The sequence below is a fragment of the Mycobacterium sp. NGS11 genome (assembly GCF_059813315.1).
The window spans coordinates 407,881-432,934 of sequence record NZ_JCALEJ010000001.1; the positions used below are offsets into that span (position 1 = coordinate 407,881).

A 25,054-nucleotide genomic window follows, 5' to 3' on the forward strand; every position below is an offset into this window, starting at 1 on the left:
CGACCAGGCAAACCGCGGTCCTTTTTCGGGCGAGCCGACACCCCTCGGTGCAGCCGCCGGGGGCGATTCGAGCGGTAGTCTGGCTCGCCGTGTACCTCAAGAGTCTGACGCTGAAGGGCTTCAAGTCCTTCGCCTCGCCGACGACTCTGCGCTTCGAACCGGGCATCACCGCCGTCGTGGGGCCCAACGGGTCCGGCAAGTCCAATGTGGTCGACGCGCTGGCCTGGGTCATGGGGGAGCAGGGGGCCAAGACGCTGCGCGGCGGCAAGATGGAAGACGTCATCTTCGCCGGGACCTCGTCGCGGGCCCCGCTGGGCCGCGCCGAGGTCACCGTCACCATCGACAACTCCGACAACGCGCTGCCCATCGAGTACTCCGAGGTGTCCATCACCCGGCGGATGTTCCGCGACGGCGCCAGCGAATACGAAATCAACGGCAGCAGTTGCCGTTTGATGGATGTTCAAGAACTGCTGAGCGACTCCGGGATCGGCCGGGAGATGCACGTCATCGTCGGGCAGGGCAAGCTCGACGAGATCCTGCAATCGCGGCCCGAGGACCGTCGCGCGTTCATCGAAGAAGCGGCCGGGGTGCTCAAGCACCGCAAGCGTAAGGAGAAAGCCCTCCGCAAACTCGACGCGATGTCGGCGAACCTGGCCCGGCTGACCGATCTGACCACCGAGCTGCGCCGCCAGCTCAAACCGCTGGGCCGCCAGGCCGAGGTGGCCCGCCGAGCCCAGACGATCCAGGCCGACCTGCGCGACGCCCGGCTGCGGCTGGCCGCCGACGACCTGGTCAACCGGCAGGGCGAGCGCGAGGCCATCTTCGAGGCCGAGGCCGCCATGCGCCGCGAACACGACCAGGCCTCCGCGCGGCTGGCGGAGGCGTCCGCCGAGCTGACCACGCACGAAACGGCGGTCGGCGAACTCTCGAGCCGGGCCGAGTCGGTTCAGCAGACCTGGTTCGCGCTGTCCGCGCTGGCCGAACGGGTCGCCGCGACCGTGCGCATCGCCAGCGAGCGGGCGCAGCACCTGGATGTGGAGCCGCTTGCCACCGGCGACACCGACCCCGACGCGCTGGAAGCCGAGGCCGAGCGGGTCGCGGTCGCCGAGCGCCAGCTGCTCGCCGATCTGGCCGGCGCGCGCACCCGGCTGGATGGCGCCCGCGCCGAATTGGCCGAGCGGGAGCGCGAGGCCGCCGAGGCCGATCGGGCACACATGGCGGCGGTGCGCGCGGAGGCGGATCGGCGAGAAGGCTTGGCGCGCTTGGCCGGTCAGGTGGAGACGATGCGGGCGCGGGTCGAGTCGATCGACGACAGCGTGTCGCGCCTGTCCGAGCGCATCGAGCAGGCCGCCGCCCGCGCGCAGCAGGCCAAGGTGGAATTCGAGACCGTCCAGGGCCGCGTCGGTGAACTCGATCAGGGCGAGGTCGGCCTGGACGAACACCACGAGCGCACGGTCGCGGCGTTGCGGCTCGCCGATGAGCGGGTGGCCGAGCTGCAGTCCGCCGAGCGAGACGCCGAACGCCAGGTGGCCTCGCTGCGGGCCCGCATCGACGCGCTCGCGATCGGGCTGGAGCGCAAGGACGGCGCGGCCTGGCTCATTCAAAACCACGGCGGAACAGGCCTTTTGGGGCCGATGGCCAAACTGGTCAAGGTTCGCCCCGGCTACGAGGCGGCGCTGGCCGCGGTGCTGGGATCGGCGGCCGACGCGCTGGCGGCCGAGAGCTTCGGCGCGGCGCGTTCGGCCGTCGCCGCGCTCAAGGCGGCCGACGGGGGCCGCGCCGCGCTGGTGTTGGGAGACTGGCCCGCCGATCAGCCTGCGCCGCAGGCCGCCCCGGCGGGCGCGCTGTGGGCGCTCGACCTGATCGACGCGCCGGCCCGGCTGGGCGGCGCGATCACGGCCATGCTCTCCGGTGTCGCGGTGGTCGACGATTTGGACCAGGCCCTGGCGCTGGTGGCGGCGCACCCTCACCTGCGTGCGGTCACGCTCGACGGTGACCTGGTGGGCGCCGGCCGGGTGAGCGGCGGGTCGGACCGCAAGCCCTCGACGCTCGAGGTGACCTCGGAGATCGACAAGGCCGGCGACGAGCTCACCGCCGCGGAAGCGCGGGTGGCCCAGCTGAGCGCGGCGCTGTCGGGCGCGCTGACCGAGCAGGCCGCCCGTCAGGACTCGGCCGAGCAGGCGCTGGCCGCGCTCAACGAGTCCGACAGCGAGATCTCGGGGATGTACGAGCAGCTGGGACGGCTCGGTCAGGAGGCCCGGACGTCCGAGGACGAGTGGAGCAGGCTGCTGCGGCAGCGCGAGGAGCTCGAGGCGGGCCGGACCCAGACCGTCGCCGAAGTCACCGAACTGGAAACCCGGCTGCGCAACGCCCAGGAGACCCAGCACGCGCCGACGGAAGATCCGGTGAACCGTCAGCAAATCGCCGCGGCCACCGAGGCCGCTCGCAGCGTCGAAGTCGAGGCCCGGCTGGCGGTGCGGACCGCCGAGGAGCGCGCGAATGCGGTTCGCGGACGGGCGGATTCGTTGCGCCGCGCGGCCGCGGCCGAACGCGAGGCCCGGCTGCGGGCCCAGCAGGCGCGGGAGGCGCGGCTGCGCGCCGCCACGGTGGCGGCGGCGGTGGCCGACGCCGGGCGCCTGCTGGCGCAGCGATTGACCAGCGTCGTCGACGCCGCGTCCAAAATCCGCGACGCGCTGGCCGCCGAACGCCAGGAGCGTGCGACCGCGATGGCGGCGGTGCGCGCCGAGGTGAACGCGTTGAGCGCGCGGGTGGCCGCCCTGACCGACTCGCTGCACCGCGACGAGGTGGCCAACGCCCAGGCGGCGATGCGCATCGAGCAGCTCGAGCAGATGGTGCTCGAGCAGTTCGGCATGGCGCCGGCCGACCTGATCGCCGAGTACGGCCCGGAGAATCAACTGCCGCCCTCCGAATTGGAGATGGCCGAATACGAGCAGGCCAAGGAGCGCGGCGAACAGGTTTTCGCGCCCGCGCCGATTCCCTACGACCGGCCCACCCAGGAGCGCCGCGCCAAACGGGCCGAGCGCGAGCTGGCCGAACTGGGCAGGGTCAACCCGTTGGCGCTGGAGGAGTTCGCCGCGCTCGAAGAGCGTTACAACTTCCTGTCCACCCAGCTCGAGGACGTCAAGGCCGCGCGCAAGGACCTGCTCGGGGTGGTCGACGAGGTCGACGCCCGCATCCTGCAGGTGTTCAGCGAGGCGTATGCCGATGTCGAACGCGAGTTCACCGAGGTCTTCACCGTGCTGTTCCCCGGCGGTGAGGGCCGGCTGCGGCTGACCAATCCCGACGACATGCTCACCACCGGCATCGAGGTCGAGGCCCGCCCGCCGGGCAAGAAGATCACCCGCCTGTCGCTGCTATCCGGCGGTGAAAAGGCGCTGACGGCGGTGGCGATGCTGGTGGCGATCTTCCGGGCCCGCCCGTCGCCGTTTTACATCATGGACGAGGTGGAGGCCGCCCTCGACGACACCAACCTGCGACGGCTGATCTCGCTGTTCGAGCTGCTGCGGGCGCGCTCCCAGCTCATCATCATCACCCACCAGAAGCCGACGATGGAGGTCGCGGACGCGCTCTACGGCGTGACCATGCAGGGCGACGGCATCACCGCGGTGATCTCGCAGCGGATGCGGGGCCAGCAGGTGGAGCAGCTGGTCGGCGCCGTCGAGTAAGGCCCGGTGACCACCCCGCACCCGACCGCTTGAAACAATGTCAGCGTGTCCCAAGGTCTTTGGATCGCCATCGCGGTCGTCGCTGCCCTGGTCGTCATCACCGCGCTGGTCCTGGGCCTGCTGCGGTATCGGCGGCGGCGCATCAGCTTCTCGACCCGGCCCGAACCCGGGGCCATCGACCGTTCCGGCGGCTACACCGCGTCCTCGGGCATCACCTTCAGCCAGACCACGACCGCCGATCGGCTCGACACCACCGGGCTGCCCGGGGTAGGTGACGACGCCGCCATCCCACGCGACGCGCCGCGGCGCACCATTTCCGAGGTCGAGCTTCCCGAACCGGTGCCCGAGGCCCCCGCCGCGCCGGCCCCGGCGCCGGCGCCGCAGGCCCCCGCGCCCGAGGCCCCGGCACCGGAGGTTCCGGCGGCCCCCGAGGTGCCCCCGGCCGCCCCCGAGATCGAGGAGATCGCGCCCACCGAGGGCCGACTGGAACGGCTGCGCGGCAGGCTGGCCAGATCGCAGAACGCGCTCGGTCGCAGCATGCTGGGCTTGATCGGCGGCGGCGACCTGGACGAGGACGCCTGGCAGGACGTCGAGGACACACTGCTGATCGCCGACCTGGGGCCGGTGGTCACCGAATCGGTGATCGCGCAGCTGCGCACCCGGCTGGCCGGCAGCGACGTGCGCACCGAGGCCGACGCCAAGGCCGTGCTGCGCGACGTGCTGATCAAGGAGTTGCAGCCTGGCATGGACCGGTCGATCCGGGCGCTGCCGCACGCCGACCACCCCTCGGTGCTGCTGATCGTCGGGGTCAACGGCACCGGAAAAACCACCACCGTCGGCAAGCTGGCCCGGGTCCTGGTCGCCGACGGGCGGCGCGTCGTCTTGGGCGCCGCCGACACGTTCCGCGCCGCGGCGGCCGATCAGCTGCAGACCTGGGCGTCGCGGGTGGGCGCGGAGGTGGTGCGCGGCGCCGAGGGCGCCGACCCGGCCTCGGTGGCGTACGACTCGGTCGACAAGGGCATCGCCGCGGGCGCCGACGTGGTGCTCATCGACACCGCGGGCCGGCTGCACACCAAGGTCGGGCTGATGGACGAGCTCGACAAAGTTAAGCGGGTCGTAACACGGCGCGCCGCGGTCGACGAGGTGCTGCTGGTCCTTGACGCCACCATCGGGCAGAACGGGCTGGCCCAGGCCCGGGTGTTCGCCGAGGTCGTCGAGATCACCGGCGCGGTGTTGACCAAGCTGGACGGAACGGCCAAGGGGGGCATCGTCTTTCGGGTTCAACAGGAACTCGGCGTGCCGGTCAAACTGGTGGGGCTCGGGGAAGGCCCCGACGATCTCGCGCCGTTCGAACCGGCCGCTTTCGTCGACGCGCTACTGGGCTGACACCCCTTACGCGGCGAGCGGGACGTTAATCCCGCCGAAACATGGCGGCACCATCGCCGAAACAACAATCTCGCAATGTTCTGGGACAGGCCATCAGACGTGTTTCTGGCGGCCAGTTGTGGGCCGAGCGGAGGAGATTGCGAGTGACATACCCGATACTGGGCCAGCCCAATACCGGCGATACCGCCTGGATGCTGGCCAGTTCCGCGCTGGTGCTGTTGATGACGCCGGGTCTGGCGTTCTTCTACGGCGGCATGGTGCGCGCCCGAAGCGTGCTGAACATGCTCATGATGAGCATCAGCGCGATGGGCGTGGTCACCGTGCTCTGGGTGCTTTACGGCTATTCGCTCGCCTTCGGCGACGACGCCGGGGCCGGTGTCGTAGGGAAGCCGACGTCGTTCTGGGGCCTGAAGGGCCTCATCGGCGTCAACGCTACGGCCGCCGATCCAAGCAAAGGCGTTGCGGCAACGGACATTCCGCTGGCGGGTACCTTGCCCGCCACGGTGTTCGTGGCGTTCCAGCTGATGTTCGCGATCATCACCGTCGCCCTGATCTCGGGCGCGGTGTCCGACCGGCTGAAGTTCGGCGCCTGGCTGGTGTTCGCCGGCCTATGGGCGACGTTCGTCTATTTCCCGGTCGCCCACTGGGTTTTCGCGTTCGACGGCTTCGCCTCCGAGAAGGGCGGCTGGATCGCCAACAAGCTGCACGCGATCGACTTCGCGGGCGGGACCGCGGTCCACATCAATTCCGGTGTGGCGGGCCTGATGCTGGCGATCGTGCTGGGCAAGCGGCGCGGTTGGCCCACGACGTTGTTCCGGCCGCACAACCTGCCGTTCGTGATGCTCGGCGCCGGATTGCTGTGGTTCGGCTGGTACGGGTTCAACGCCGGATCGGCCACCAGCTCCAACGGTGTCGCCGGGTCGACCTTCATGACAACCACGGTCGCGACGGCGACCGCGATGCTGGGCTGGATGCTCACCGAGCGGATCCGCGACGGCAAGGCGACGACGCTGGGCGCGGCGTCCGGCATCGTCGCCGGGCTGGTGGCCATCACGCCGTCGTGCTCGTCGGTCAACGTGCTGGGCGCGTTGGTGGTGGGCCTGGTGGCCGGCGTCGTGTGCGCGCTGGCGGTCGGCCTGAAATTCAAGCTGGGCTTTGACGACTCCCTCGACGTGGTCGGGGTGCATCTGGTCGGCGGCTTGGCCGGCACCCTGTTGGTGGGGCTGCTCGCCGCGCCGGAGAGCCCGGCCATCAACGGCGTCACCGGGGTGTCCAAGGGCCTGTTCTACGGGGGCGGCTGGGCCCAGCTCGAGCGGCAGGCAGTCGGCGCGTTCAGCGTCCTCATCTACTCTGGGGTGGTTACGCTGATCCTGGCGTTGATCCTGAAGTACACCATCGGGCTTCGTCTCAACCCGGAGGCGGAAGCCTCGGGCATCGACGAGGCCGAGCATGCCGAGAGTGGTTACGATTTCGCCGTGGCTACCGGTTCGGTTCTGCCGCCCCGGGTCGCTGTGGCGGATACCCGCAATGGCCTGGAGGAGGAGCGAGTGGGCGACAAAGTGGAGGCAGAGCAGTCATGAAGCTGATCACCGCGATCGTAAAGCCGTTCACGCTCGATGACGTGAAGACCGCTCTGGAGGACGCGGGCGTCCTGGGGATGACGGTCAGCGAAATCCAGGGCTACGGACGGCAGAAGGGTCACACCGAGGTCTACCGGGGCGCCGAGTATTCGGTCGACTTCGTGCCCAAGGTGCGCATCGAGGTCGTCGTCGACGACTCCATCGTCGACAAGGTCGTGGACAGCATCGTCCGGGCCGCGCGCACCGGCAAGATCGGCGACGGCAAGGTGTGGGTGAGCCCCGTGGAAACCATTGTGCGGGTGCGCACCGGCGAGCGCGGAACCGATGCGCTATGACATCCGCTGTCAATTGCTGATTCGACCCGGGCGGGCCGGGAGGGCATGACCCCGAACGACCCCGATCCGTCCGGGCAGCTGGCTGGGACGGAAAGCGCCTGCGGGGCAGTCGATTTGGCCGCTTCGCGGCGCCAACTACTGTCCGAGGGCAGCAAGCTGCACGCCGCCGAACTGCGGCACGCCTGGCTGGACCTGCACGAATCCTGGTTGATGGCCAAGGCGGACGAGATCGGGATCACCGACGACAGCGGCTTTGCCATCGTCGGCATCGGTGGACTGGGCCGCCACGAGTTGTTGCCGCATTCCGACCTGGACCTGATGTTGTTGCACGACAACAAGTCCGACGACGTGCTGGGCACGGTAGCCGACAAGTTGTGGTATCCGTTGTGGGACGCCAACGTTCGGCTCGACCACAGCGTGCGGACCGTTTCCGGGGCCCTCGGTGTCGCCAACGCCGACATGATCGCGGCGCTGGGCATGCTGGACGCCCGCCACATCGCCGGCGACGCCCGGCTGTCCGACGAATTGATCGCCGGCGCTCGACGACAGTGGCGCAGCGCGATTCGCTCCCGCATGAACGAGCTCGTCGAAATGACGCAGACGCGTTGGGACCGCTGCGGACGGATAGCGCAGCGGGCCGAGCCGGACCTGAAGTCGGGTCGCGGCGGCCTGCGCGATGTGCAACTGCTCGACGCGCTGGGTGTCGCCCAGCTGATCGACCGCCACGGCATGGCGCGTCCGGAATCTCCCGGGGGTTCGCTCGACGACGCCCACCTGACGCTGCTCGACGTGCGCACCGAGCTGCACCGGGTGTCGGGCCGCGGACGCGATCAGCTGCAGGCCCAATACGCCGACGAGATCAGCGCCGCCCTGCACATCGGGGACCGATTTGACTTGGCGCGCAAGCTATCCGACGCCGGGCGCACCATCGCCTACCATGCCGAGACCGGCATCCGGACCGCCGAGAACGCCCTGCCGCGGCGCGGGGTGACGGCCCTGGTGCGCCGGCCCAAGCGGCGTCCGCTGGACGAGGGTGTCGTCGAATATGCCGGAGAGATCGTCCTTGCCCGCGACGCGCGCCCCGACACCGACGTCGGTTTGGTGTTGCGGGTGGCTGCCGCCTCGGCCGACACGGGGTTGCCGATCGGCGCCGCCACGCTGAGCCGGCTGGCCGCCGGCGCGCCGGAGATGCCGGTGCCATGGCCGCGAGAGTCGTTGGACGACTTACTGGTTGTGCTGTCCGCCGGGCCGACCACCGTGGCGACCATCGAAGCGCTCGACCGCACCGGGCTGTGGGGCCGGCTGCTGCCGGAATGGGACGCCATCCGCGACCTGCCGCCCCGCGACGTCGCGCACAAGTGGACGGTGGACCGCCACGTCATCGAGACGGCCGTCAATGCCGCACCGCTGTCGACCCGGGTGGCGCGGCCCGACCTGCTCGCGTTGGGCGCGCTGCTGCACGACATCGGCAAGGGCCGCGGCGTCGACCACAGCGTGCTGGGCGCGGGCCTGGCGCTCGAGATCGGGCCCAGGCTGGGCATCTCGTCGGCCGAGACCGAGCTGCTCGCGCAGCTGGTCCGCCACCACCTGCTGCTGCCGATGGTGGCCACCCGCAGTGACCTCAACGACCCCAACACCATTGAGCGCGTGGTGAAAGCGCTGAGCGGGGACGCGCTGCTGCTCGAAGTCCTGCACGCCCTGACCGAGGCGGATTCGAGGGCCACCGGCCCCGGGGTGTGGAGCGAGTGGAAGGCGTCGCTGATCGAGGACCTGGTCCGGCGCTGCCGGCTGGTGATGGCGGGGGAGCCGCTCCCCGAGGCGAAACCCGCTGCACCACAATATCTTTCGCTGGCTGCCGATCGCGGCGTCCACGTGGACATCAAGCCCAGCGGCGGCGAGCGTCTGGATGTGGTGATGGCCGCGCCGGATCAGCGGGGACTGGTGTCGAAGGCCGCCGCGGTGCTGGCGCTGAACTCGCTGCGCATCCATTCGGCCTCGGCCAGCACCCACGAGGGATTCGCGATCGTCGAATTCGTGGTGTCGCCGTTGTTCGGCTCACCGCCGGAAGCGGGCCTGCTGCGCCAGCAGTTCAGCGGCGCGCTGGCCGGCGACGTCGACGTGTTGGGTGCGCTGGAAAAGCGCGACAGCGACGCCGTCAGCGCGGCCACCGGCCGGGCGGGTGAGGTCCAGGTCGGGGTGCCCGTCACGCGGTCGAGCGCGCCGCCCCGCATCCTGTGGGTCGACTCGGCCTCACCCGGCCAGTTGATCGTCGAGGTGCGCGCCATGGACCGACTCGGATTGCTCGCTCTGCTGACCCGCGCGCTGGAGGTGGCGGGCACCGACATCGTCTGGGCGAAGGTCAACACCTTCGGGTCGACCGCGGCGGACGTCTTCTGTGTGACGGTGCCTGCCGAAGTGGCCGATGCGGCCGCCGGCGCCGAGCACGGCGCGCGCGACGGGGTCGAGCAGAGCCTGCTGGCCGTCTTGGGCGGCCCGGCGGTCGAGGTGCTCGAGGAACCCGTCGGCGACTGAGCCTGATGGGGCGACCCGTCCCCCGCAAGCGGCTCGCCGCGCTTGCTCACGAATGTTCGGCGTTGAGCTGGCGCACCGCGTCGATGCGAGCGCGCAGCTGTTCGCGGCTCGCTGCGGCGATCGGCGGGCCACCGCAGCGGCGACGCAGCTCGTTGTGAATCCACCCGTGCGGCTTGCCCGTCCGGTGGTGGGCGATCGAAACGAGGGTGTTCAGCTCGCGGCGCAGCTCCCGAAGCTGGCCGTGCACGGTGGCGGACGGGGCCTGTACGCCCGCCCGCGATCCGGCCTCCTTTTGCATTTGGGCCCGCCTCTGCAGCTGTTCGTCCTGACGCTGGTGCAGCAGCGTGCGCATCTGCTCGGCATCGAGCAGCCCCGGGATGCCGAGGTAGTCCGCCTCCTCCTCGCTGCCGGCGGGAGCGGCGGTGCCGAACGACGATCCGTCGAAGATGAGCTGATCGAGTTCCGCGTCGGCACCCAATGAGGTGAACCCCTTGTCGAGGTCACCCTTCTCGTCCTGCGTCTTGGTGGCCGGATCGCCCTCGAGCGGGTCGCCCTCGGAGATGCGGTGCGGCTCGCCGAGCACGTGGTTGCGCTGAGCCTCGAGCTCGCTGGCCAGCTGGAGCAGGTTCGGCACCGACGGCACGAAGATGCTCGCGATTTCCCCCGGGCGGCGCGACCGCACGAACCGGCCGACGGCCTGGGCGAAGAACAGCGGCGTCGAGGCGCTGGTGGCGTAGATCCCGACCGACAGCCGCGGCACGTCGACGCCCTCGGAGACCATCCGCACCGCGACCAGCCAGCGGCTGGTGCTCGCGGCGAATTCGCTGATGCGCGCCGACGATCCGGGATCGTCGGAGAGCACCAGCGTCGGCGCCTCGCCGGTCAGCTTCGTCAGCAGGGCGGCGTAGGCGCGCGCGGCGGTCTGATCGGAGGCGATGATCATTCCACCGGCATCCGGTATGTGCGTACGCAATTGGCGCAGCCGCAGATCCGCGGCGGTGATCACCGCGGGCATCCATTCGCCGGCGGGGTCCAGCGCCGTGCGCCACGCGCGCGCGGTCTGCTCGGCCGACAGGGGCTCGCCGAGGCGGGCCGCGTGCTCCTCGCCGGCGCTGTCGCGCCACCGCGCCTCCCCGGAGTAGGCCAGGAAGACCACCGGCCGGACCACGCCGTCGGCAAGCGCATCGGTGTAGCCGTAGGCGTGGTCGGCCCGCGAACGCCGTATCCCGTCGGGGCCCGCCTCATAGGTCACGAACGGGATGGGGCTGTCGTCGCTGCGAAAGGGCGTGCCCGTCAGCGCGAGCCGGCGGGTGGCGTCGCCGAAGGCTTCGCGGATGGCGTCGCCCCACGTCTTGGCGTCACCGCCGTGGTGTATCTCGTCGAAGATGACCAGGGTCCTGCGCTGCTCGGTGCGCACCCGGTGCAACGTCGGATGCGCGGCGACCTGCGCGTAGGTGACCATCACGCCGTGATACTCCGGCGCGATCCGCGGGTTGCTGTTGGTAAACCTCGGGTCCAGGGCCAGGCCGTAGCGCTGCGCGGCCTGCGCCCACTGCACCTTCAGGTGCTCGGTGGGCACCACGACGGTGACGTGCTCCACGGCGCGTTGGCCGAGCAGTTCGGCCGCCACCCGTAGGGCGAACGTCGTTTTCCCCGCGCCCGGGGTGGCCACCGCCAGGAAATCGCGCGGCCGGCCGGCGAGGTACTTGACCAGCGCCCTGCGCTGCCAGCCGCGCAGCACGCCGGCGTCGTCGGCCCGCGCCTGGATGTCGCCGAGCGGCATCGACACAGGCCCCCCGTTCATTGCTCGCCGACGCGGCTGACTCGATTGAGTCGCGGCTGTGAAATCTAGCACGCCAACGCTTTTCGGCGCAGTAACGACTCGACCGGCTACTGTGTCGGGCTCACCGTTTCGCGGGTCTGCAGCCATTCGTGGATGCGTCCGGCAACGTCGGCCCAGCCCGGTTCGAGCATCATGTTGTGGCCCATGGAGAAGAATTCCGGCTCGGTGCGGTAGGCGCGCGCCGTGTTGCGCACCTCGCGGACGCTGACGAAGCCGTCGTGCAAGGCGCCCAGCACCAAGATCGGCGTGGTCACCCGCTTGGTTCTGACGCGACGGACGATCGGGTCGGTCATGGCCGCGCGAACGCTCTCGGCCCCCGCGCGTTGCCGGCACGATTCGACGACGGCCTCGGGCGTGTCGGCGCAGAACAGGTACTCACGGGCCAGCGCCGGGGTGGCGAGGAACTTCAGCAGCGTGGGATCGCTCCACGATTCCATCGTCATCGACGGCCGCCGTCGCCACACCCGCAACGCCAGGGTGAGCACGCCCTGCGGCGGCACCGAGCCCACCAGCACCGCGGCCGGCGCGCTGCGATCTTCGAGGTAGCGCTGGATCACGAAACCGCCCAGGGAATGGCCCACCAGGACCGGCGCGCCGCCCAGGTCGTCGGCCACCGTGCGGACGTCATCGATGTAGTCGCGGATCGACACCTTCGGCAGCGGCTTGGCCGTGGGGCTGGCGCCGTGTCCGCGCAGGCTCATCGCGACCGCGCGGTAGCCGGCCTCGGCGAAGAAGTCCAAGAAGTGTTCCCAGCACCACGCGCCATGCCAGCCGCCGTGCACGAAGAGCAGCGGCACCGGATGCGCTTCGGTGCACGAGCCCTTGCCGATCACCTCGAGCATGAGCTGACCTTTGCTGGCGGCGGACCGGCCGTCAACCTCCCGCCGAGCGTCACGCCAGCGTGGCGCCCGACGCCGTGGGCCACGCCAGCGTGACGCTCGCGCCAGATTGCACTGCCACTAGGCTGGCGGGGTGTTTGAATCGCTGTCCGACCGATTGACCGGTGCCCTGGCAGGGCTACGCGGCAAGGGTCGATTGACCGACGCTGATATCGAGGCCACCACTCGCGAAATCCGGCTGGCGCTGCTGGAAGCCGACGTGTCGCTGCCCGTGGTGCGCGCCTTCGTCACCCGGATCAAGGACCGCGCCCAGGGCGCCGAGGTCTCCGGCGCCCTCAATCCGGCGCAGCAGGTCGTCAAGATCGTCAACGAAGAACTCATCGGCATCCTGGGCGGACAGACCCGCCAGTTGGCGTTCGCCAAGACCCCGCCGACCGTGGTGATGCTCGCCGGCCTGCAGGGTTCCGGTAAGACGTCGCTGGCCGGCAAGCTGGCTGCCTGGCTGCGCGGACAGGGGCACACCCCGCTGCTGGTGGCGTGCGACCTGCAGCGTCCGGCCGCGGTGAACCAGCTGCAAGTGGTCGGTGAGCGCGCCGGGGTACAGGTCTTCGCGCCGCATCCCGGCGCGTCCCCCGAATCCGGTCCCGGCGACCCGGTCGCCGTCGCGGCGGCCGGACTCGCCGAGGCGCAGGCCAAGCACTTCGACGTCGTCATCGTCGACACCGCCGGCCGCCTCGGTATCGATGACGAGCTGATGGCCCAGGCCGCGGCCATCCGCGACGCGATCAATCCCGACGAAGTGCTGTTCGTGCTGGACGCGATGATCGGTCAGGACGCCGTCACCACCGCCGAGGCGTTCCGCGAGGGCGTCGGCTTCACCGGTGTGGTGCTGACCAAGCTCGACGGCGACGCCCGCGGCGGCGCGGCGCTCTCGGTGCGCGAGGTGACCGGCGTCCCAATCCTTTTCGCCTCCACCGGCGAGAAGCAGGAGGACTTCGACGTCTTCCACCCCGACCGGATGTCCAGCCGCATCCTGGGCATGGGCGACGTGCTGAGCCTGATCGAGCAGGCCGAGCAGGTTTTCGACGCCGAACAGGCCGAGGCCGCGGCGGTCAAGATCGGCACCGGCGAGCTGACGCTCGAGGATTTCCTGGAGCAGATGCTGGCCATCCGCAAGATGGGCCCGATCGGCAACCTGCTGGGCATGCTGCCGGGCGCGGGGCAGATGAAGGACGCGCTAGCCCAGGTCGACGACCGCCAGCTCGACCGCCTGCAGGCCATCATCCGCGGCATGACCCCCGCCGAGCGCGCCGACCCGAAGATCATCAACGCGTCGCGGCGGCTGCGCATCGCCAACGGCTCGGGCGTCACCGTGTCCGAGGTCAACCAGCTGGTGGACCGCTTCTTCGAGGCCCGCAAGATGATGTCGTCGATGCTCGGCGGCATGGGCATCCCCGGTCTGGGCCGCAAGTCGGCGACGCGAAAGTCCAAGGGGGCCAAGGGCAAGGCGGGCAAGAAGGGCAAGAAGGGCGGACGCGGCCCGACGCCGCCGAAGGCGCGGAACCCCCTGATGCAGGGCATGCCGGCCGGATTCCCCGACCTGTCCCAGATGCCCGAAGGCCTCAACGAGCTGCCGCCCGGTCTGGCCGACTTCGATCTGTCCAAGCTGAAGTTCCCGGGCAACCCCGGAAGAAATTAGCCGCCGGTGCGCATGCACGTGCGGGGCGTGGGGCTGCCCGACGAGACCGAGATCGAACTGTGGATCGTCGACGGCCGGATCAGTGCCGAACCGGTCGCGGGCGCCGACACCGTCTTCGACGGCGGCTGGATTCTGCCCGGGCTGGTCGACGCCCACTGCCACGTCGGCCTCGGCGAGCATGGCGAGATCCCGCTGGACGACGCGATCGCCCAGGCCGAGATCGAACGCGATGTCGGCGCGTTGCTGTTGCGGGACTGCGGGTCGCCCACCGACACCCGCAGCCTCGACGACCGCGACGATCTGCCCCGAATCATCCGTGCCGGAAAGCATTTGGCCAGACCCAAGCGCTATGCGGCGGGTTTCTCGCGCGAGCTGGAAGACGAATGGCAACTGCCGCAGGCGGTGGCCGAGGAGGCCAGGCGCGGCGACGGCTGGATCAAGCTGGTCGGCGACTGGATCGACCGCAGCGTCGGCGATCTGGCCCCGCTGTGGTCCGACGACGTGCTCAAGGCCGCCATCGAGACCGCGCACGCCCACGGCGCCCGGGTCACCGCGCACGTCTTCAGTGAAGACGCGCTGCCCGGGCTGATCAGCGCCGGCATCGACTGCATCGAGCACGGCACCGGCCTGGACGACGACACGATCGAGCTGATGGTCGAGCACGGCACCGTGCTGGTCCCGACGCTGGTCAACATCATCGAAAACTTCCCCGGGATCGCCGAGGCCGCCTCGAAGTATCCGGCCTACGCGGCGCACATGCGTGACCTGCATGCGCGCGGGCTGTCCCGGATCGCGGCGGCCCGGGAGGCGGGCGTGCCGATCTACGCCGGCAGCGACGCCGGCACCATGGTCGCCCCCGGGCGCATCGCCGACGAGGTCGAAGCGCTCAAGAGCATCGGCATGAGCCCCACCGAGGCGCTGGGCGCGGCGTGCTGGGACGCGCGCCGCTGGCTCGGCCGGCCCGCCCTCGATCACGGGGCCTCCGCGGACTTGCTGTGCTACTCGAGCGACCCGCGCTCGAGCGCCGCCGTGCTGAACACTCCCGACCTGATCATGCTGCGCGGCAACATCTTCCGGTCACCCGCCTAGCCGCACCACGGGGTCATCGCACATTCGGCCCGCCGCGCCGGGACGACCGGGATTGCGACGCCGGCGCCCCTGGATGTCGCACACTTACCATCGCGGAAACTCGGGAGGCCTGCCGGAAAAGATTGCGAGTGCTTGCTATCTATGTTAGCGTTCCGGCAGCAACGAGAGGGGAACCATGGCCTACGACGTCATCATCCGCGACGGATTGTGGTTCGACGGCACGGGCAGCGCGCCCCTGACGCGCACGCTCGGCATCCGCGACGGCATCTTGGCGACGGTCTGCGCGGAGCCGCTGGATGAGACCGGCTGCCCCGAGGTGATCGACGCGGCCGGCAGGTGGGTCGTTCCCGGCTTCCTCGACGTGCACACCCACTACGACGCCGAGGTGTTGCTGGATCCCGGGCTGCGTGAGTCGGTGCGCCACGGCGTCACCACGGTGCTATTGGGCAACTGCTCGTTGTCGACGGTCTACGCCGATTCCCAGGACGCCGCCGACCTGTTCAGCCGGGTGGAGGCGGTGCCGCGCGAATACGTCTTCGGCGCGTTGGATTCCCGCCGGACCTGGTCGACGGCCGCGGAGTACATCGAGGCGATCGACGCGCTGCCGCTGGGCCCCAATATCGGTTCACTGCTTGGTCATTCGGACCTGCGGACCGCGGTGCTGGGACTGGATCGGGCCACCGACTCCACGGTGCGTCCCACCCAGGGCGAGCTGGAGAAGATGGCCCAACTGCTGGACGAGGCCCTCGACGCCGGAGTGCTCGGCATGTCCGGGATGGACGCGCCCATCGACAAGCTCGACGGCGAACGGTTCCGCTCCCGCGCCCTGCCGTCCACCTTCGCGACTTGGCAAGAACGGCGCAGACTGATCAAGGTCCTGCGCAAGCGCGGCCGAATCCTGCAAAGCGCCCCCAACGTGGCGAAGCCGTCGACCGGAATGCTCTTCTTTTTGGCCAGCAGCCGATTACTCAACTGGGGCAAAGGCGTTCGGATGAGCATGCTCGTGTCCGCCGACGCCAAGTCGATGCCGCTGTCGGTGTACGTGTTCGGTCCGGGGACTCGCCTGCTGAACAAGCTGCTGGGCTCTGATGTGCGATTCCAGCACCTGCCGGTGCCGTTCGAGTTGTACTCCGACGGAATCGACCTGCCCGTCTTCGAGGAGTTCGGCGCCGGAACGGCCGCCTTGCACCTGCGAGACCAGTTGGAGCGCAACGCGTTGCTGGCTGACAAGGATTACCGCCGCAGGTTCCGTCGCGAGTTCGACCGCGTCAAGCTCGGACCGTCGCTGTGGCACCGCGACTTCCATGACGCGGTCATCGTCGAATGCCCGGATAAGTCGTTGATCGGCAAGAGCTTTGGCGTGATCGCCGACGAGCGCAAGCTGCACCCGCTCGACGCATTCCTGGACGTGCTCGTCGAAAACGGTGAACGCAACGTCCGGTGGACGACGGTCGTCGCCAATCATCGCCCTAAGCTGCTGGACGCGCTCGCCAACGAAGGCAGCGTGCACATGGGCTTCTCGGATGCCGGAGCGCATTTGCGCAACATGGCGTTCTACAACTTTGGATTGCGGATGCTCAAGCGCGCCCGGGACGCCTATCGCGCCGGCGCTCCCTTCATGTCGATCGAGCGCGCGGTGCATCGGCTCACCGGTGAACTCGGGGAATGGTTCGGCGTCGACGCGGGCACGCTGCGGCAGGGCGACCGTGCGGATTTCGTGGTGATCGACCCGGCCGGACTCAACGAATCCGTCGACGGCTATTACGAAGAAGCGGTGCCGTTCTACGGCGGCCTGCGGCGCATGGTCAACCGCAACGACGACGCCGTCGTCGCCACCGGTGTGGGCGGTGTGGTCGTCTACGGCGGAAGCCACTCCAAAGGCGAATTCCGGGACGGCTACGGGCAATCCGTGCGGTCGGGCCGGTATTTGCGCGCGGGACGGAGCGCCCGCCGCGAGCGTGACGCGCCGAAAGTCACCGCCTGACATGGCCAGAACTCAGCAGCAGCGCCGCGAGGAGACCGTCGGGCGGCTCATCGACGCCTGCGTCGCCACCATCATCGAGGTCGGTTATGCCAAGGCGTCGGCGGCGGTCATTGCCAAGCGGGCCGGGGTCTCAGTCGGTGCGCTGTTCCGGCACTTCGACACCATGGGCGACTTCATGGCCGCGACCGCCTCGGAGGTGTTGCGCCGTCAGCTGGAGTCGTTCACCAAGGGAGTCGCCGAGATACCGGCCGACCGCCCGGCGCTGCAAGCGGTGCTCGAGATCCTGCGAGACATCACCAGCCGCCCGGTCAACGCCGTGATCTACGAGCTCACGGTCGCGGCGCGTACCGACGAAAAGCTCAGGGACACTTTGCAACACGAGCTCGCGCAGTACGCCGCGAAGATCGACGAGGCCGCGCGCGCGCTGCCCGGCGTCGACGCATTCCCCCGGGACACCGTCCCGGTCCTGGCGGCGCTGATGCGCAACGTGTTCGACGGGGCCGCCGTGATCGAGGGGGTGTTGCCGCAGCCCGACATTGCGGCGCAACGCATTCCGGTGCTGATGGCGCTGCTGGCCGCGGCACTGCCGGGTGCCGACTCCTGATGAAAAGCTACAGCGAGCCGATGCCGGCCTGCGGGCTCTGCGCGAATCCCCAGTCGAACAACGTCGCCGCCTGATCCCAGTACGTCGGCCCGCCCTCTTTGATCAGCCCGTACATCATGGCGATCACCAGCCGGCGGCCACCGCGTGCGGCGGCCCCGACGAAGGTCTTGCGGGCGGCGTTGGTGAAGCCGGTCTTGCCGCCGATCGCGCCGGGATAGCGCTGCAGCAGTTCGTCCTGATTGGTGATCGGGTGATCGCCGTTGTCGCCGGGGAACATCGCCGACGGCTCGGCGGTGATCTGCGCGAACACCGGATTGGCCATCGCCGCGCGGAAGATGACCGCCAGGTCGTGCGCCGTCGACGCGCCCGAACCCCCGGGGCCGTCCAGGCCGGACGGCGTCGCCGCGTGCGTGTTGGTGGCACCCAACGAGGCCGCCTTGGCGTTCATCTTGGCGACGGTGACGTCCGGCCCGCCCAGCATGTGCGCCAGGGTGTTGGCGGCGTCGTTACCCGAGACCAGCAGCAGGCCGTCGAGGAGTTGGCGGGCGGTGTAGGTGCGGCCCGGTTTGATGCCGACGCAGTTGCACTCCACCTGGGTGTCGGCGACGTCGGCGACGACGGTCGAGTCCAGGCTCACCGAGTCCAGGACCACCTGCGCCAACAGCGTCTTGATGGTGCTCGCCGGCGGGTGCGCCACGTTCTGGTCGCGACCGGCGAGCACCTGACCGCTGTCGAGGTCGGCGATGATCCACGTCTGCGCGGGGCCGTCGGGAATGGGAATCGAGCCGACCGGCTGCGTGCTGTCGCCCCAAGCGGTCGACATGGTGACGGCGGTGCAGGTACCGAGGACGAGCAGGGTGGCCCCCATCCTGAATCCCAGGGCCGTGAGCTTCCGCATGGCCGCAAAGTCTAACTTCCATCCCTGGTCTCGACAGATCTTCAGTACTGTCCGTTGCATGTTGAGCCTGGCCGAAATCTCCGACCGCCTCGAAATACAGCAGCTTCTGGTGGATTACTCCACCGCCATCGACACTCGCCGATTCGACGACCTGGACAAGGTGTTCACGCCCGACGCCTACATCGACTACACGGCGCTGGGCGGCATCGAGGGCCACTACCCCGAGGTGAAGAAGTGGCTGGCCGAGGTGCTGCCCAACTTCCCGGTGTACGCGCACATGCTGGGCAACTTCTCGGTCCGGATCGACGGGGACACGGCCGCCTCACGGGTGATCTGCTTCAACCCCATGGTGCTGGGCGGCGACAAGGACCAGGTGCTGTTCTGCGGACTCTGGTACGACGACGAGTTCGTGCGCACCCCCGAGGGCTGGCGCATGACCAGGCGGGCGGAGACCAAGGTCTTCCAGAAAGTGATGTGAGCGCGGGTTGCGACGCCGAGATTGCCGTCAGGGCTGTGCCTCGCGACCAGATCACGACCATGACGGCAATCTGGGCGCGGTGATGTGGTCCCTGAGCGCGCGCGATTTCTGATCGCCGCCCCTGGTCTGGCACAATGGGCGGCTGTCCGCCGAGCGATTACGCATCGCCGACCGGTCATACACGCGAGGCAAAACCGGATCCGGGCATCGGGCCCCGATCGCTGAATTGCAGCGTGACACATACAGGAGCGCTTAACCATGGCTGTGAAGATCAAGCTCACCCGGCTTGGCAAGATCCGCAATCCCCAGTACCGCATCTCGGTCGCCGACGCGCGCACCCGCCGCGACGGCCGCTCCATCGAGGTCATCGGCCGCTACCACCCGAAGGAAGAGCCGAGCCTCATCGAGATCGACTCCGAGCGCGCCCAGTACTGGTTGTCCGTGGGGGCCCAGCCCACCGAGCCGGTCCGCAAACTGCTGCAGATCACCGGCGACTGGCAGAAGTTCAAGGGCCTGCCGGGCGCCGAGGGCCGCCTGAAGGTCGCCCCGGCCAAGCCCAGCAAGCTGGAGCTGTTCAACGCCGCGCTGGCCGAGGCCGACGGCGGACCGAGCACGGAGGCCGCGAAGCCGAAGAAGAAGGCCCCGGCCAAGAAGGCCGCGAAGGCCGCGGAGGGGTCCGCCGAGGCCGAGGTCGCGGCCGAGGCCCCCGCGGAGGCCGCCGCCCCTGAGGCCGAGGTTCCCGCCGAGGGCGGCGAGCAGGCCGAGCCCACCACCGAAAGCTGACCGCGGCGATGAGTACGGTTGTCGTTGACGCTGTGGAGCACCTGGTTCGCGGGATTGTCGACAACCCCGACGACGTGCGGGTGGACATGGTGACCAGCCGCCGGGGGCGGACCGTCGAGGTCCACGTCCACCCCGACGACTTGGGCAAGGTGATCGGCCGCGGAGGCCGCACCGCAACCGCACTGCGCACGCTGGTCGCTGGGATCGGCGGTCGCGGCATCCGCGTCGACGTGGTGGACACCGACCAGTAGGCCGGTGCTGCGCATGGAACTCCCTTGGAGTTGACCGTCGGGCGCGTGGTGAAAGCCCACGGCATCAGCGGCGAGCTGGTGGTGGAAATCCGCACCGACGACCCCGACGCCCGGTTCGCGCCGGGCAACACGTTGCGCGCCAAGGCTTCTCGCGGCGGTGCTGAACGCAGCTGTGTCGTCGAAAGCGTGCGCGAGCACGGCGGTCGGCTGCTGGTCCGCCTGGCCGGCGTCGCGGACCGCGACGCCGCCGACGCGCTGCGCGGCACCCTGTTCGTCGTCGATTCCGAGGACTTGCCCGACATCGACGAGGCGGACACCTACTACGACCATCAGCTCGAAGGCCTGCGCGTGCGCACCATCGCGGGCCAGCAGGTCGGCGTCGTGGCCGAGGTGTTGCACACCGCGGCGGGTGAACTGCTGGCGGTGCGGCGCGAAGCGGGCGAGTCCGGCGATGGGAATCGGGAAGTGCTGGTGCCGTTCGTGACCGCGATCGTCACAGCGGTGTCGCTGGAGGACGGAACCGTCGAGATCGACCCGCCCGAAGGCCTGCTGGACCTGTAACGGGATCTTCGATATGAGAATCGACGTCGTCACGATCTTTCCGGCCTATCTGGATCCGCTGCGGCAATCGTTGCCCGGCAAGGCGATCCAGTCCGGCGTCGTCGATCTGCGAGTGCACGACCTGCGGCGTTGGACGTATGACGTGCATCGCTCGGTCGACGATTCGCCCTACGGCGGCGGACCCGGGATGGTGATGAAGGCGCCGGTATGGGGCGAGGCGCTCGACGAAATCGCCTCTGCGGAAACGCTGTTGATTGTTCCCACCCCGGCAGGCCGATTGTTCACGCAGGCGACGGCCGCGCGCTGGAGCGCCGAGGCCCACCTGGTGTTCGCGTGCGGCCGCTACGAGGGGATCGACCAGCGGGTCATCGACGATGCCGCCCGGCGGATGCGGGTCGAGGAGGTTTCGATCGGCGACTACGTGCTGCCCGGCGGGGAGTCGGCGGCCGTGGTGATGATCGAGGCCGTGCTGCGCCTGCTCGACGGCGTCCTCGGCAATCCCGCGTCACACCAAGAGGATTCGCACTCGCCGGCGTTGGGCCGGCGACTTGAGGGTCCCAGCTACACCCGGCCGCCCAGCTGGCGCGGGCTCAACGTGCCCGAGGTGCTGCTGTCGGGTGACCACGCGCGGATCGCGGCGTGGCGCCGGGAAATCTCGCTGCAGCGCACCCGGGAGCGCCGGCCCGAACTACTCGAGCCCGAAGGCTCTGAGCACGAAGGCGATTCGGGCCGCTAGAGCCCATGCCGGGGCGCGTCGATGCGGCCCTCGGGGAAGATCGTCTTGACCGCGCGGGTGATGGTGTCGCGGGCGGTGGCGTCATCGGCGGTCTGCAGGGACTGGACCACCATGATGTAGCGGCGGTCAGCCCCGATCACCCCGGTCGACAGATGCATCCAGTCGCTGCCGATGCAGCACATCCAGCCCTGCTTGACCGCGACCGGCTCGGCGTACAGGCCGTCCGGGATGCCGAATCGCTGTGGATAGCCGTCGAGCCCGTTGGGGGTGGACTGCGCCAGGTCGTTGACGATGATCTTGGCCTCATCGGCCGGCAGGCCACCCGATCCGTCCAGCAGCATCTCGTAGTAGCGAATCAGGTCGGTCACCGAGCTCATGGTGTTCCACCACCGCCCATCGCTGGGCGGGGTGGTGGAGGACAGGCCGTAGCGGGCGGCCACCTCGGTGATGATGGCGGCTCCGCCCCCTTGACCCCAGAACCGCTCGGCCGCGCCGTCGTCGGATGACTCCAGCATGATGTCCAGGGCTTGGCGGTCATCGGCGCTCAGCGGCGCTTTGCCCTCGCTTTCGTGCAGCAGCATATCGTCGGCTATGAACAACTTGGCCACCGAGGCGGTGCCGATGACCTGGCTGTTTCCATTTGCGACCAGCTGATGGGTGGACCGATCGAGGATGGCCACCGACAGGGCGGCGCCGCTGCCGGCGGCCTCGTCGGCGGCGCGCTGGACGCGGGCCTGCAGCTGGCCGAATCCCGGGCTCGGTAGCGCCTGGGCCGGCTGCGGGGGAGCGGCCGCCTCGACCATCAGCGTGGCCGACTGCGGGGGAGCCGAGGTGGGTGGCGCGGAGACGACCCGGACGGGCGCGGTAACCGGCAAGCTGTACACCTTCGCCTGGACCAGCGCCTCGGAACCGGCGGCAACCACCAACGTCACCGCCGCGGTGGCGGTGATCAGCGTCAGCGGATGTACCCGCATTTCCTCTCCTCCGGCGTGACATCGGCACAGTGCAGCAGCGGGGCCCCTCGCGCTACCGGCACCGGGCATCACGCTCCCGTGCGGGACCCCAGTCATATTTACCATTTACCAGCGCGTTTGGCGCGCTGTGAACCGCCGACTCGCTGTGATTTCCGCGGTATGCGCCCCATCTGGCACAATTGACCAGTTGTCTCCAGCGGTTGCAGGCCGGTTGAGCCGTTTCCCGCCTGCTGCGAGATACGCCAGAAAGCCCGAAACCATCGGCTTGGCGACCGCCTCACACCTGAGTGTGGGTAGCTGCCGTCGGCCGCGACCTCAAGGAAGTGTCTCGCATGAACCGGCTGGACTTCGTCGATCAGGCGTCGCTGCGCGACGATATCCCGGTGTTCGGCCCGGGTGACACCGTCAACGTGCACGTCAAGGTCATCGAGGGCGCCAAGGAGCGTATCCAGGTGTTCAAGGGCGTGGTGATCCGTCGCCAGGGCGGCGGCATCCGCGAGACCTTCACCGTGCGCAAGGAAAGCTATGGCGTCGGCGTCGAGCGGACCTTCCCGGTGCACTCGCCCAACATCGACCACATCCAGGTGGTGACCCGCGGTGACGTCCGCCGCGCGAAGCTGTACTACCTGCGTGAGCTGCGCGGCAAGAAGGCCAAGATCAAGGAGAAGCGCTGAGCCGGGACGCCTTGGCGGCGCTACTGATTCGTCCCATCGTTTCTCCGGTGCGCCGGTTGATCGGGCCACGACGCGCGCTGGCTACGCTGATCTCGTGACCGATACCGCGGATTCATCGAAGCCCGAGCCCCACGCCGGCGAGTCAGATCCGAAGGTCTCTACCCGCAACCCGGAGACGCGCGAAGGCGAGGCCGACCCCACCCCCGGCGAGGTCCCCGAACCGGAGCGGGTGGCGGATAGGCCCGACGAGGGCGAACCGGTGGACTCCACGCGTTCGACGTTGCGCGAGTTCGCGATCCTCGCGGTGATCGCCGTCGTCCTCTACTACGTCATGTTGACCTTCGTGGCGCGGCCCTACCTGATCCCGTCGGAGTCCATGGAGCCCACGCTGCACGGATGCACGGGCTGCGTCGGTGACCGGATCATGGTCGACAAGGTCACCTACCGTTTCAGCGCTCCGCGGCCCGGTGACGTCATCGTCTTCAAGGGCCCGCCGCCGTGGAACCTCGGCTACAAGTCGATCCGGTCCAACAACACCGTGCTGCGCTTCGTGCAGAACGCGCTGTCCTTCATCGGGTTCGTGCCGCCCGACGAGAACGATCTGGTCAAGCGGGTCATCGCGGTCGGCGGGCAGACGGTGCAGTGCCGGGCCGACACCGGGTTGACGGTCGACGGCAAGCCGCTGAAGGAGCCGTACCTCGACCGCACCACCATGGCCGCCGACCCGTCGGTGTACCCCTGCCTCGGCAGCGAGTTCGGGCCCGTCGCCGTCCCGGCCGGGCGGCTGTGGGTGATGGGCGACAACCGCACGCATTCGGCGGATTCGCGGGCGCACTGCACCAGCGTGCCGGCCGAAGCCCTCAAGGGCGTGCTGTGCACCGGCGACCCGACGTCGGGAACCGTGCCGGTGTCCAACGTGATCGGGAAAGCAAGGTTCATCGTGTGGCCGCCGTCCCGGTGGGGCGGCGTGGGATCGGTGAACCCGCAACAGAATCGGTAGCCGTGGCCACGACGTGGCCGCCGCGGACGGTGATCCGTAAATCGTCGGGGTTGCGCACCCTGGAATCCGCGCTGTACCGCAGCGGTTTGGGGCCGGTGGCCGGCGTCGACGAGGTCGGCCGCGGCGCCTGTGCCGGGCCTCTGGTGGTGGCGGCCTGTGTGCTCGGACCGGGGCGAATGGAAAGCCTTGCCGCGCTTGATGATTCCAAGAAGCTGACCGAGGCCGCCCGGGAAAAGCTGTTCCCGCTGATTCGCCGGTATGCGCTGGCCTATCACGTGGTGTTCATCCCGCCCGCCGAGGTGGACCGGCGCGGCGTGCACGTCGCCAACATCGAAGGAATGCGCCGCGCCGTCGCCGGGCTGTCCGTCCGGCCCGGCTACGTCCTGAGCGACGGGTTCCGGGTGCCCGGGCTGGCCGTCCCGTCGCTGCCCGTAATCGGCGGCGATGCGGTCGCGGCGTGTATCGCGGCGGCCAGCGTGCTGGCCAAGGTCAGCCGGGACCGGTTGATGGTCGCGATGGAAGCCGACCATCCCGGCTACGGCTTCGCCCTGCACAAGGGGTACAGCACGCCGGCGCACAGCACGGCGCTGGCCCGGCTGGGCCCATGCGCCGAGCATCGTTATTCGTTCATCAACGTGCGGCGCGTGGCCAACGGGTCGGGCGAGCGGGTGGTGGCCGACTGTCAACCGGACCCACCGCTGCAGCGCGACGGATATCGGTGAGGAAAGATGGGATCAGGATTGCCGCCCCGGCGAACGGCAGCTAGCGCCGGGATTCCCGCGGAGAGCTGTCCGGGAGAAGGACGTCTGAGCGAATGAGTGCAGAAGATCTCGAAAAGTATGAAACCGAGATGGAGCTCTCGCTGTACCGCGAATACAAGGACATCGTCGGCCAGTTCAGCTACGTCGTGGAGACCGAACGGCGGTTCTACCTGGCCAACAGCGTGGAGATGACACCGCGCAACGCCGACGGTGAGGTCTACTTCGAGCTGCGACTGTCCGACGCATGGGTGTGGGACATGTACCGGCCGGCGCGGTTCGTCAAACAGGTGCGGGTGGTCACCTTCAAGGACGTCAACATCGAAGAGGTCGAAAAGCCGGAGCTGCGGCTTCCCGAGTAGCC

21 protein-coding genes and 1 pseudogene are annotated in these 25,054 nt (G+C 69.3%); 18 read left to right on the top strand and 4 right to left on the bottom strand.

Features of this window, described 5'->3' with window-relative positions; genetic code table 11:
* The first annotated feature begins 89 nt into the window (after positions 1-89).
* The 5 genes from smc to AC5Y4T_RS02105 all read left to right on the top strand — a co-directional run bounded on the left by smc (position 90) and on the right by AC5Y4T_RS02105 (position 9,519).
* Complete coding sequence (smc, locus tag AC5Y4T_RS02085) at positions 90-3,686, top strand: chromosome segregation protein SMC (RefSeq protein WP_499951759.1); 3,597 nt, start codon at positions 90-92, stop codon at positions 3,684-3,686.
* A gap of 45 nt (positions 3,687-3,731) precedes the next feature.
* Positions 3,732-5,072 (top strand): signal recognition particle-docking protein FtsY, encoded by a 1,341-nt coding sequence (ftsY, locus tag AC5Y4T_RS02090; protein WP_499948352.1) that lies wholly within the window; start codon positions 3,732-3,734, stop codon positions 5,070-5,072.
* Between the two features lie 191 nt (positions 5,073-5,263).
* Positions 5,264-6,652, top strand: coding sequence for an ammonium transporter (locus tag AC5Y4T_RS02095; RefSeq protein ID WP_499919808.1), 1,389 nt, complete (start codon positions 5,264-5,266; stop codon positions 6,650-6,652).
* Positions 6,649-6,987, top strand: a complete 339-nt coding sequence (gene glnB / locus AC5Y4T_RS02100) for a nitrogen regulatory protein P-II (RefSeq protein ID WP_144956377.1) — start codon at positions 6,649-6,651, stop codon at positions 6,985-6,987. The genes AC5Y4T_RS02095 and glnB overlap by 4 nt, the downstream gene beginning before the upstream one ends.
* Before the next feature lie 45 nt (positions 6,988-7,032).
* Complete coding sequence (locus AC5Y4T_RS02105; RefSeq protein WP_499951761.1) at positions 7,033-9,519, top strand: [protein-PII] uridylyltransferase; 2,487 nt, start codon at positions 7,033-7,035, stop codon at positions 9,517-9,519.
* A gap of 46 nt (positions 9,520-9,565) precedes the next feature.
* Here the strand turns inward: AC5Y4T_RS02105 and AC5Y4T_RS02110 are convergent, their stop codons facing one another.
* Both AC5Y4T_RS02110 and AC5Y4T_RS02115 read right to left on the bottom strand, forming a co-directional pair.
* On the bottom strand, positions 9,566-11,302 hold the full coding sequence (locus AC5Y4T_RS02110; protein WP_499952000.1) for a DEAD/DEAH box helicase: 1,737 nt from the start codon (positions 11,300-11,302) through the stop codon (positions 9,566-9,568).
* 107 nt (positions 11,303-11,409) lie between these two features.
* Positions 11,410-12,204: an alpha/beta hydrolase gene (locus AC5Y4T_RS02115; protein ID WP_499951762.1), complete on the bottom strand. Its 795-nt coding sequence runs from the start codon at positions 12,202-12,204 to the stop codon at positions 11,410-11,412.
* A gap of 130 nt (positions 12,205-12,334) precedes the next feature.
* Here AC5Y4T_RS02115 and ffh point away from each other — a divergent pair, with 130 nt between their 5' ends.
* From ffh to AC5Y4T_RS02135, 4 genes are all read left to right on the top strand, one after another.
* Positions 12,335-13,900 (top strand): signal recognition particle protein, encoded by a 1,566-nt coding sequence (gene ffh / locus AC5Y4T_RS02120; protein ID WP_499951766.1) that lies wholly within the window; start codon positions 12,335-12,337, stop codon positions 13,898-13,900.
* A gap of 12 nt (positions 13,901-13,912) precedes the next feature.
* Positions 13,913-14,989: a metal-dependent hydrolase family protein gene (locus AC5Y4T_RS02125; protein ID WP_499952001.1), complete on the top strand. Its 1,077-nt coding sequence runs from the start codon at positions 13,913-13,915 to the stop codon at positions 14,987-14,989.
* 175 nt (positions 14,990-15,164) lie between these two features.
* Positions 15,165-16,973, top strand: a complete 1,809-nt coding sequence (locus tag AC5Y4T_RS02130; protein ID WP_499951767.1) for an N-acyl-D-amino-acid deacylase family protein — start codon at positions 15,165-15,167, stop codon at positions 16,971-16,973.
* Between the two features lies 1 nt (position 16,974).
* A complete protein-coding gene (locus tag AC5Y4T_RS02135; protein WP_499951768.1) occupies positions 16,975-17,577 on the top strand; it encodes a TetR/AcrR family transcriptional regulator in 603 nt (200 codons plus the stop codon).
* A gap of 7 nt (positions 17,578-17,584) precedes the next feature.
* Here AC5Y4T_RS02135 and AC5Y4T_RS02140 read toward each other — a convergent pair whose 3' ends face one another.
* A complete protein-coding gene (locus tag AC5Y4T_RS02140; RefSeq protein ID WP_499951771.1) occupies positions 17,585-18,475 on the bottom strand; it encodes a D-alanyl-D-alanine carboxypeptidase family protein in 891 nt (296 codons plus the stop codon).
* A gap of 58 nt (positions 18,476-18,533) precedes the next feature.
* Here AC5Y4T_RS02140 and AC5Y4T_RS02145 point away from each other — a divergent pair, with 58 nt between their 5' ends.
* From AC5Y4T_RS02145 to trmD, 5 genes are all read left to right on the top strand, one after another.
* Entirely contained in the window at positions 18,534-18,953 is a 420-nt protein-coding gene (locus AC5Y4T_RS02145; protein ID WP_499951774.1) for a nuclear transport factor 2 family protein, read from the top strand.
* A 258-nt stretch (positions 18,954-19,211) separates the two neighbouring features.
* A complete protein-coding gene (rpsP, locus tag AC5Y4T_RS02150; protein ID WP_499919089.1) occupies positions 19,212-19,736 on the top strand; it encodes a 30S ribosomal protein S16 in 525 nt (174 codons plus the stop codon).
* Positions 19,737-19,744: 8 nt separating this feature from the next.
* On the top strand, positions 19,745-19,987 hold the full coding sequence (locus tag AC5Y4T_RS02155) for an RNA-binding protein (protein WP_003878715.1): 243 nt from the start codon (positions 19,745-19,747) through the stop codon (positions 19,985-19,987).
* Between the two features lie 24 nt (positions 19,988-20,011).
* Entirely contained in the window at positions 20,012-20,548 is a 537-nt protein-coding gene (gene rimM, locus AC5Y4T_RS02160; protein WP_499919092.1) for a ribosome maturation factor RimM, read from the top strand.
* A gap of 13 nt (positions 20,549-20,561) precedes the next feature.
* A complete protein-coding gene (gene trmD, locus AC5Y4T_RS02165) occupies positions 20,562-21,284 on the top strand; it encodes a tRNA (guanosine(37)-N1)-methyltransferase TrmD (RefSeq protein ID WP_499919096.1) in 723 nt (240 codons plus the stop codon).
* On the opposite strand, the gene AC5Y4T_RS02170 is transcribed toward trmD, so the two are convergent.
* Positions 21,281-22,258, bottom strand: a complete 978-nt coding sequence (locus AC5Y4T_RS02170) for a serine hydrolase (RefSeq protein WP_499919098.1) — start codon at positions 22,256-22,258, stop codon at positions 21,281-21,283. The genes trmD and AC5Y4T_RS02170 overlap by 4 nt on opposite strands.
* A gap of 332 nt (positions 22,259-22,590) precedes the next feature.
* On the opposite strand from AC5Y4T_RS02170, the gene rplS reads away from it, so the two are divergent.
* The 4 genes and pseudogenes from rplS to AC5Y4T_RS02190 all read left to right on the top strand — a co-directional run bounded on the left by rplS (position 22,591) and on the right by AC5Y4T_RS02190 (position 25,052).
* Positions 22,591-22,932: a 50S ribosomal protein L19 gene (rplS, locus tag AC5Y4T_RS02175; protein WP_067130769.1), complete on the top strand. Its 342-nt coding sequence runs from the start codon at positions 22,591-22,593 to the stop codon at positions 22,930-22,932.
* A gap of 94 nt (positions 22,933-23,026) precedes the next feature.
* Complete coding sequence (gene lepB / locus AC5Y4T_RS02180) at positions 23,027-23,932, top strand: signal peptidase I (RefSeq protein ID WP_499919101.1); 906 nt, start codon at positions 23,027-23,029, stop codon at positions 23,930-23,932.
* A gap of 2 nt (positions 23,933-23,934) precedes the next feature.
* Positions 23,935-24,742 (top strand): annotated as a pseudogene (locus tag AC5Y4T_RS02185) (ribonuclease HII).
* A 4-nt stretch (positions 24,743-24,746) separates the two neighbouring features.
* Positions 24,747-25,052: a DUF2469 domain-containing protein gene (locus tag AC5Y4T_RS02190; RefSeq protein WP_003875077.1), complete on the top strand. Its 306-nt coding sequence runs from the start codon at positions 24,747-24,749 to the stop codon at positions 25,050-25,052.
* Positions 25,053-25,054: the final 2 nt, after the last annotated feature.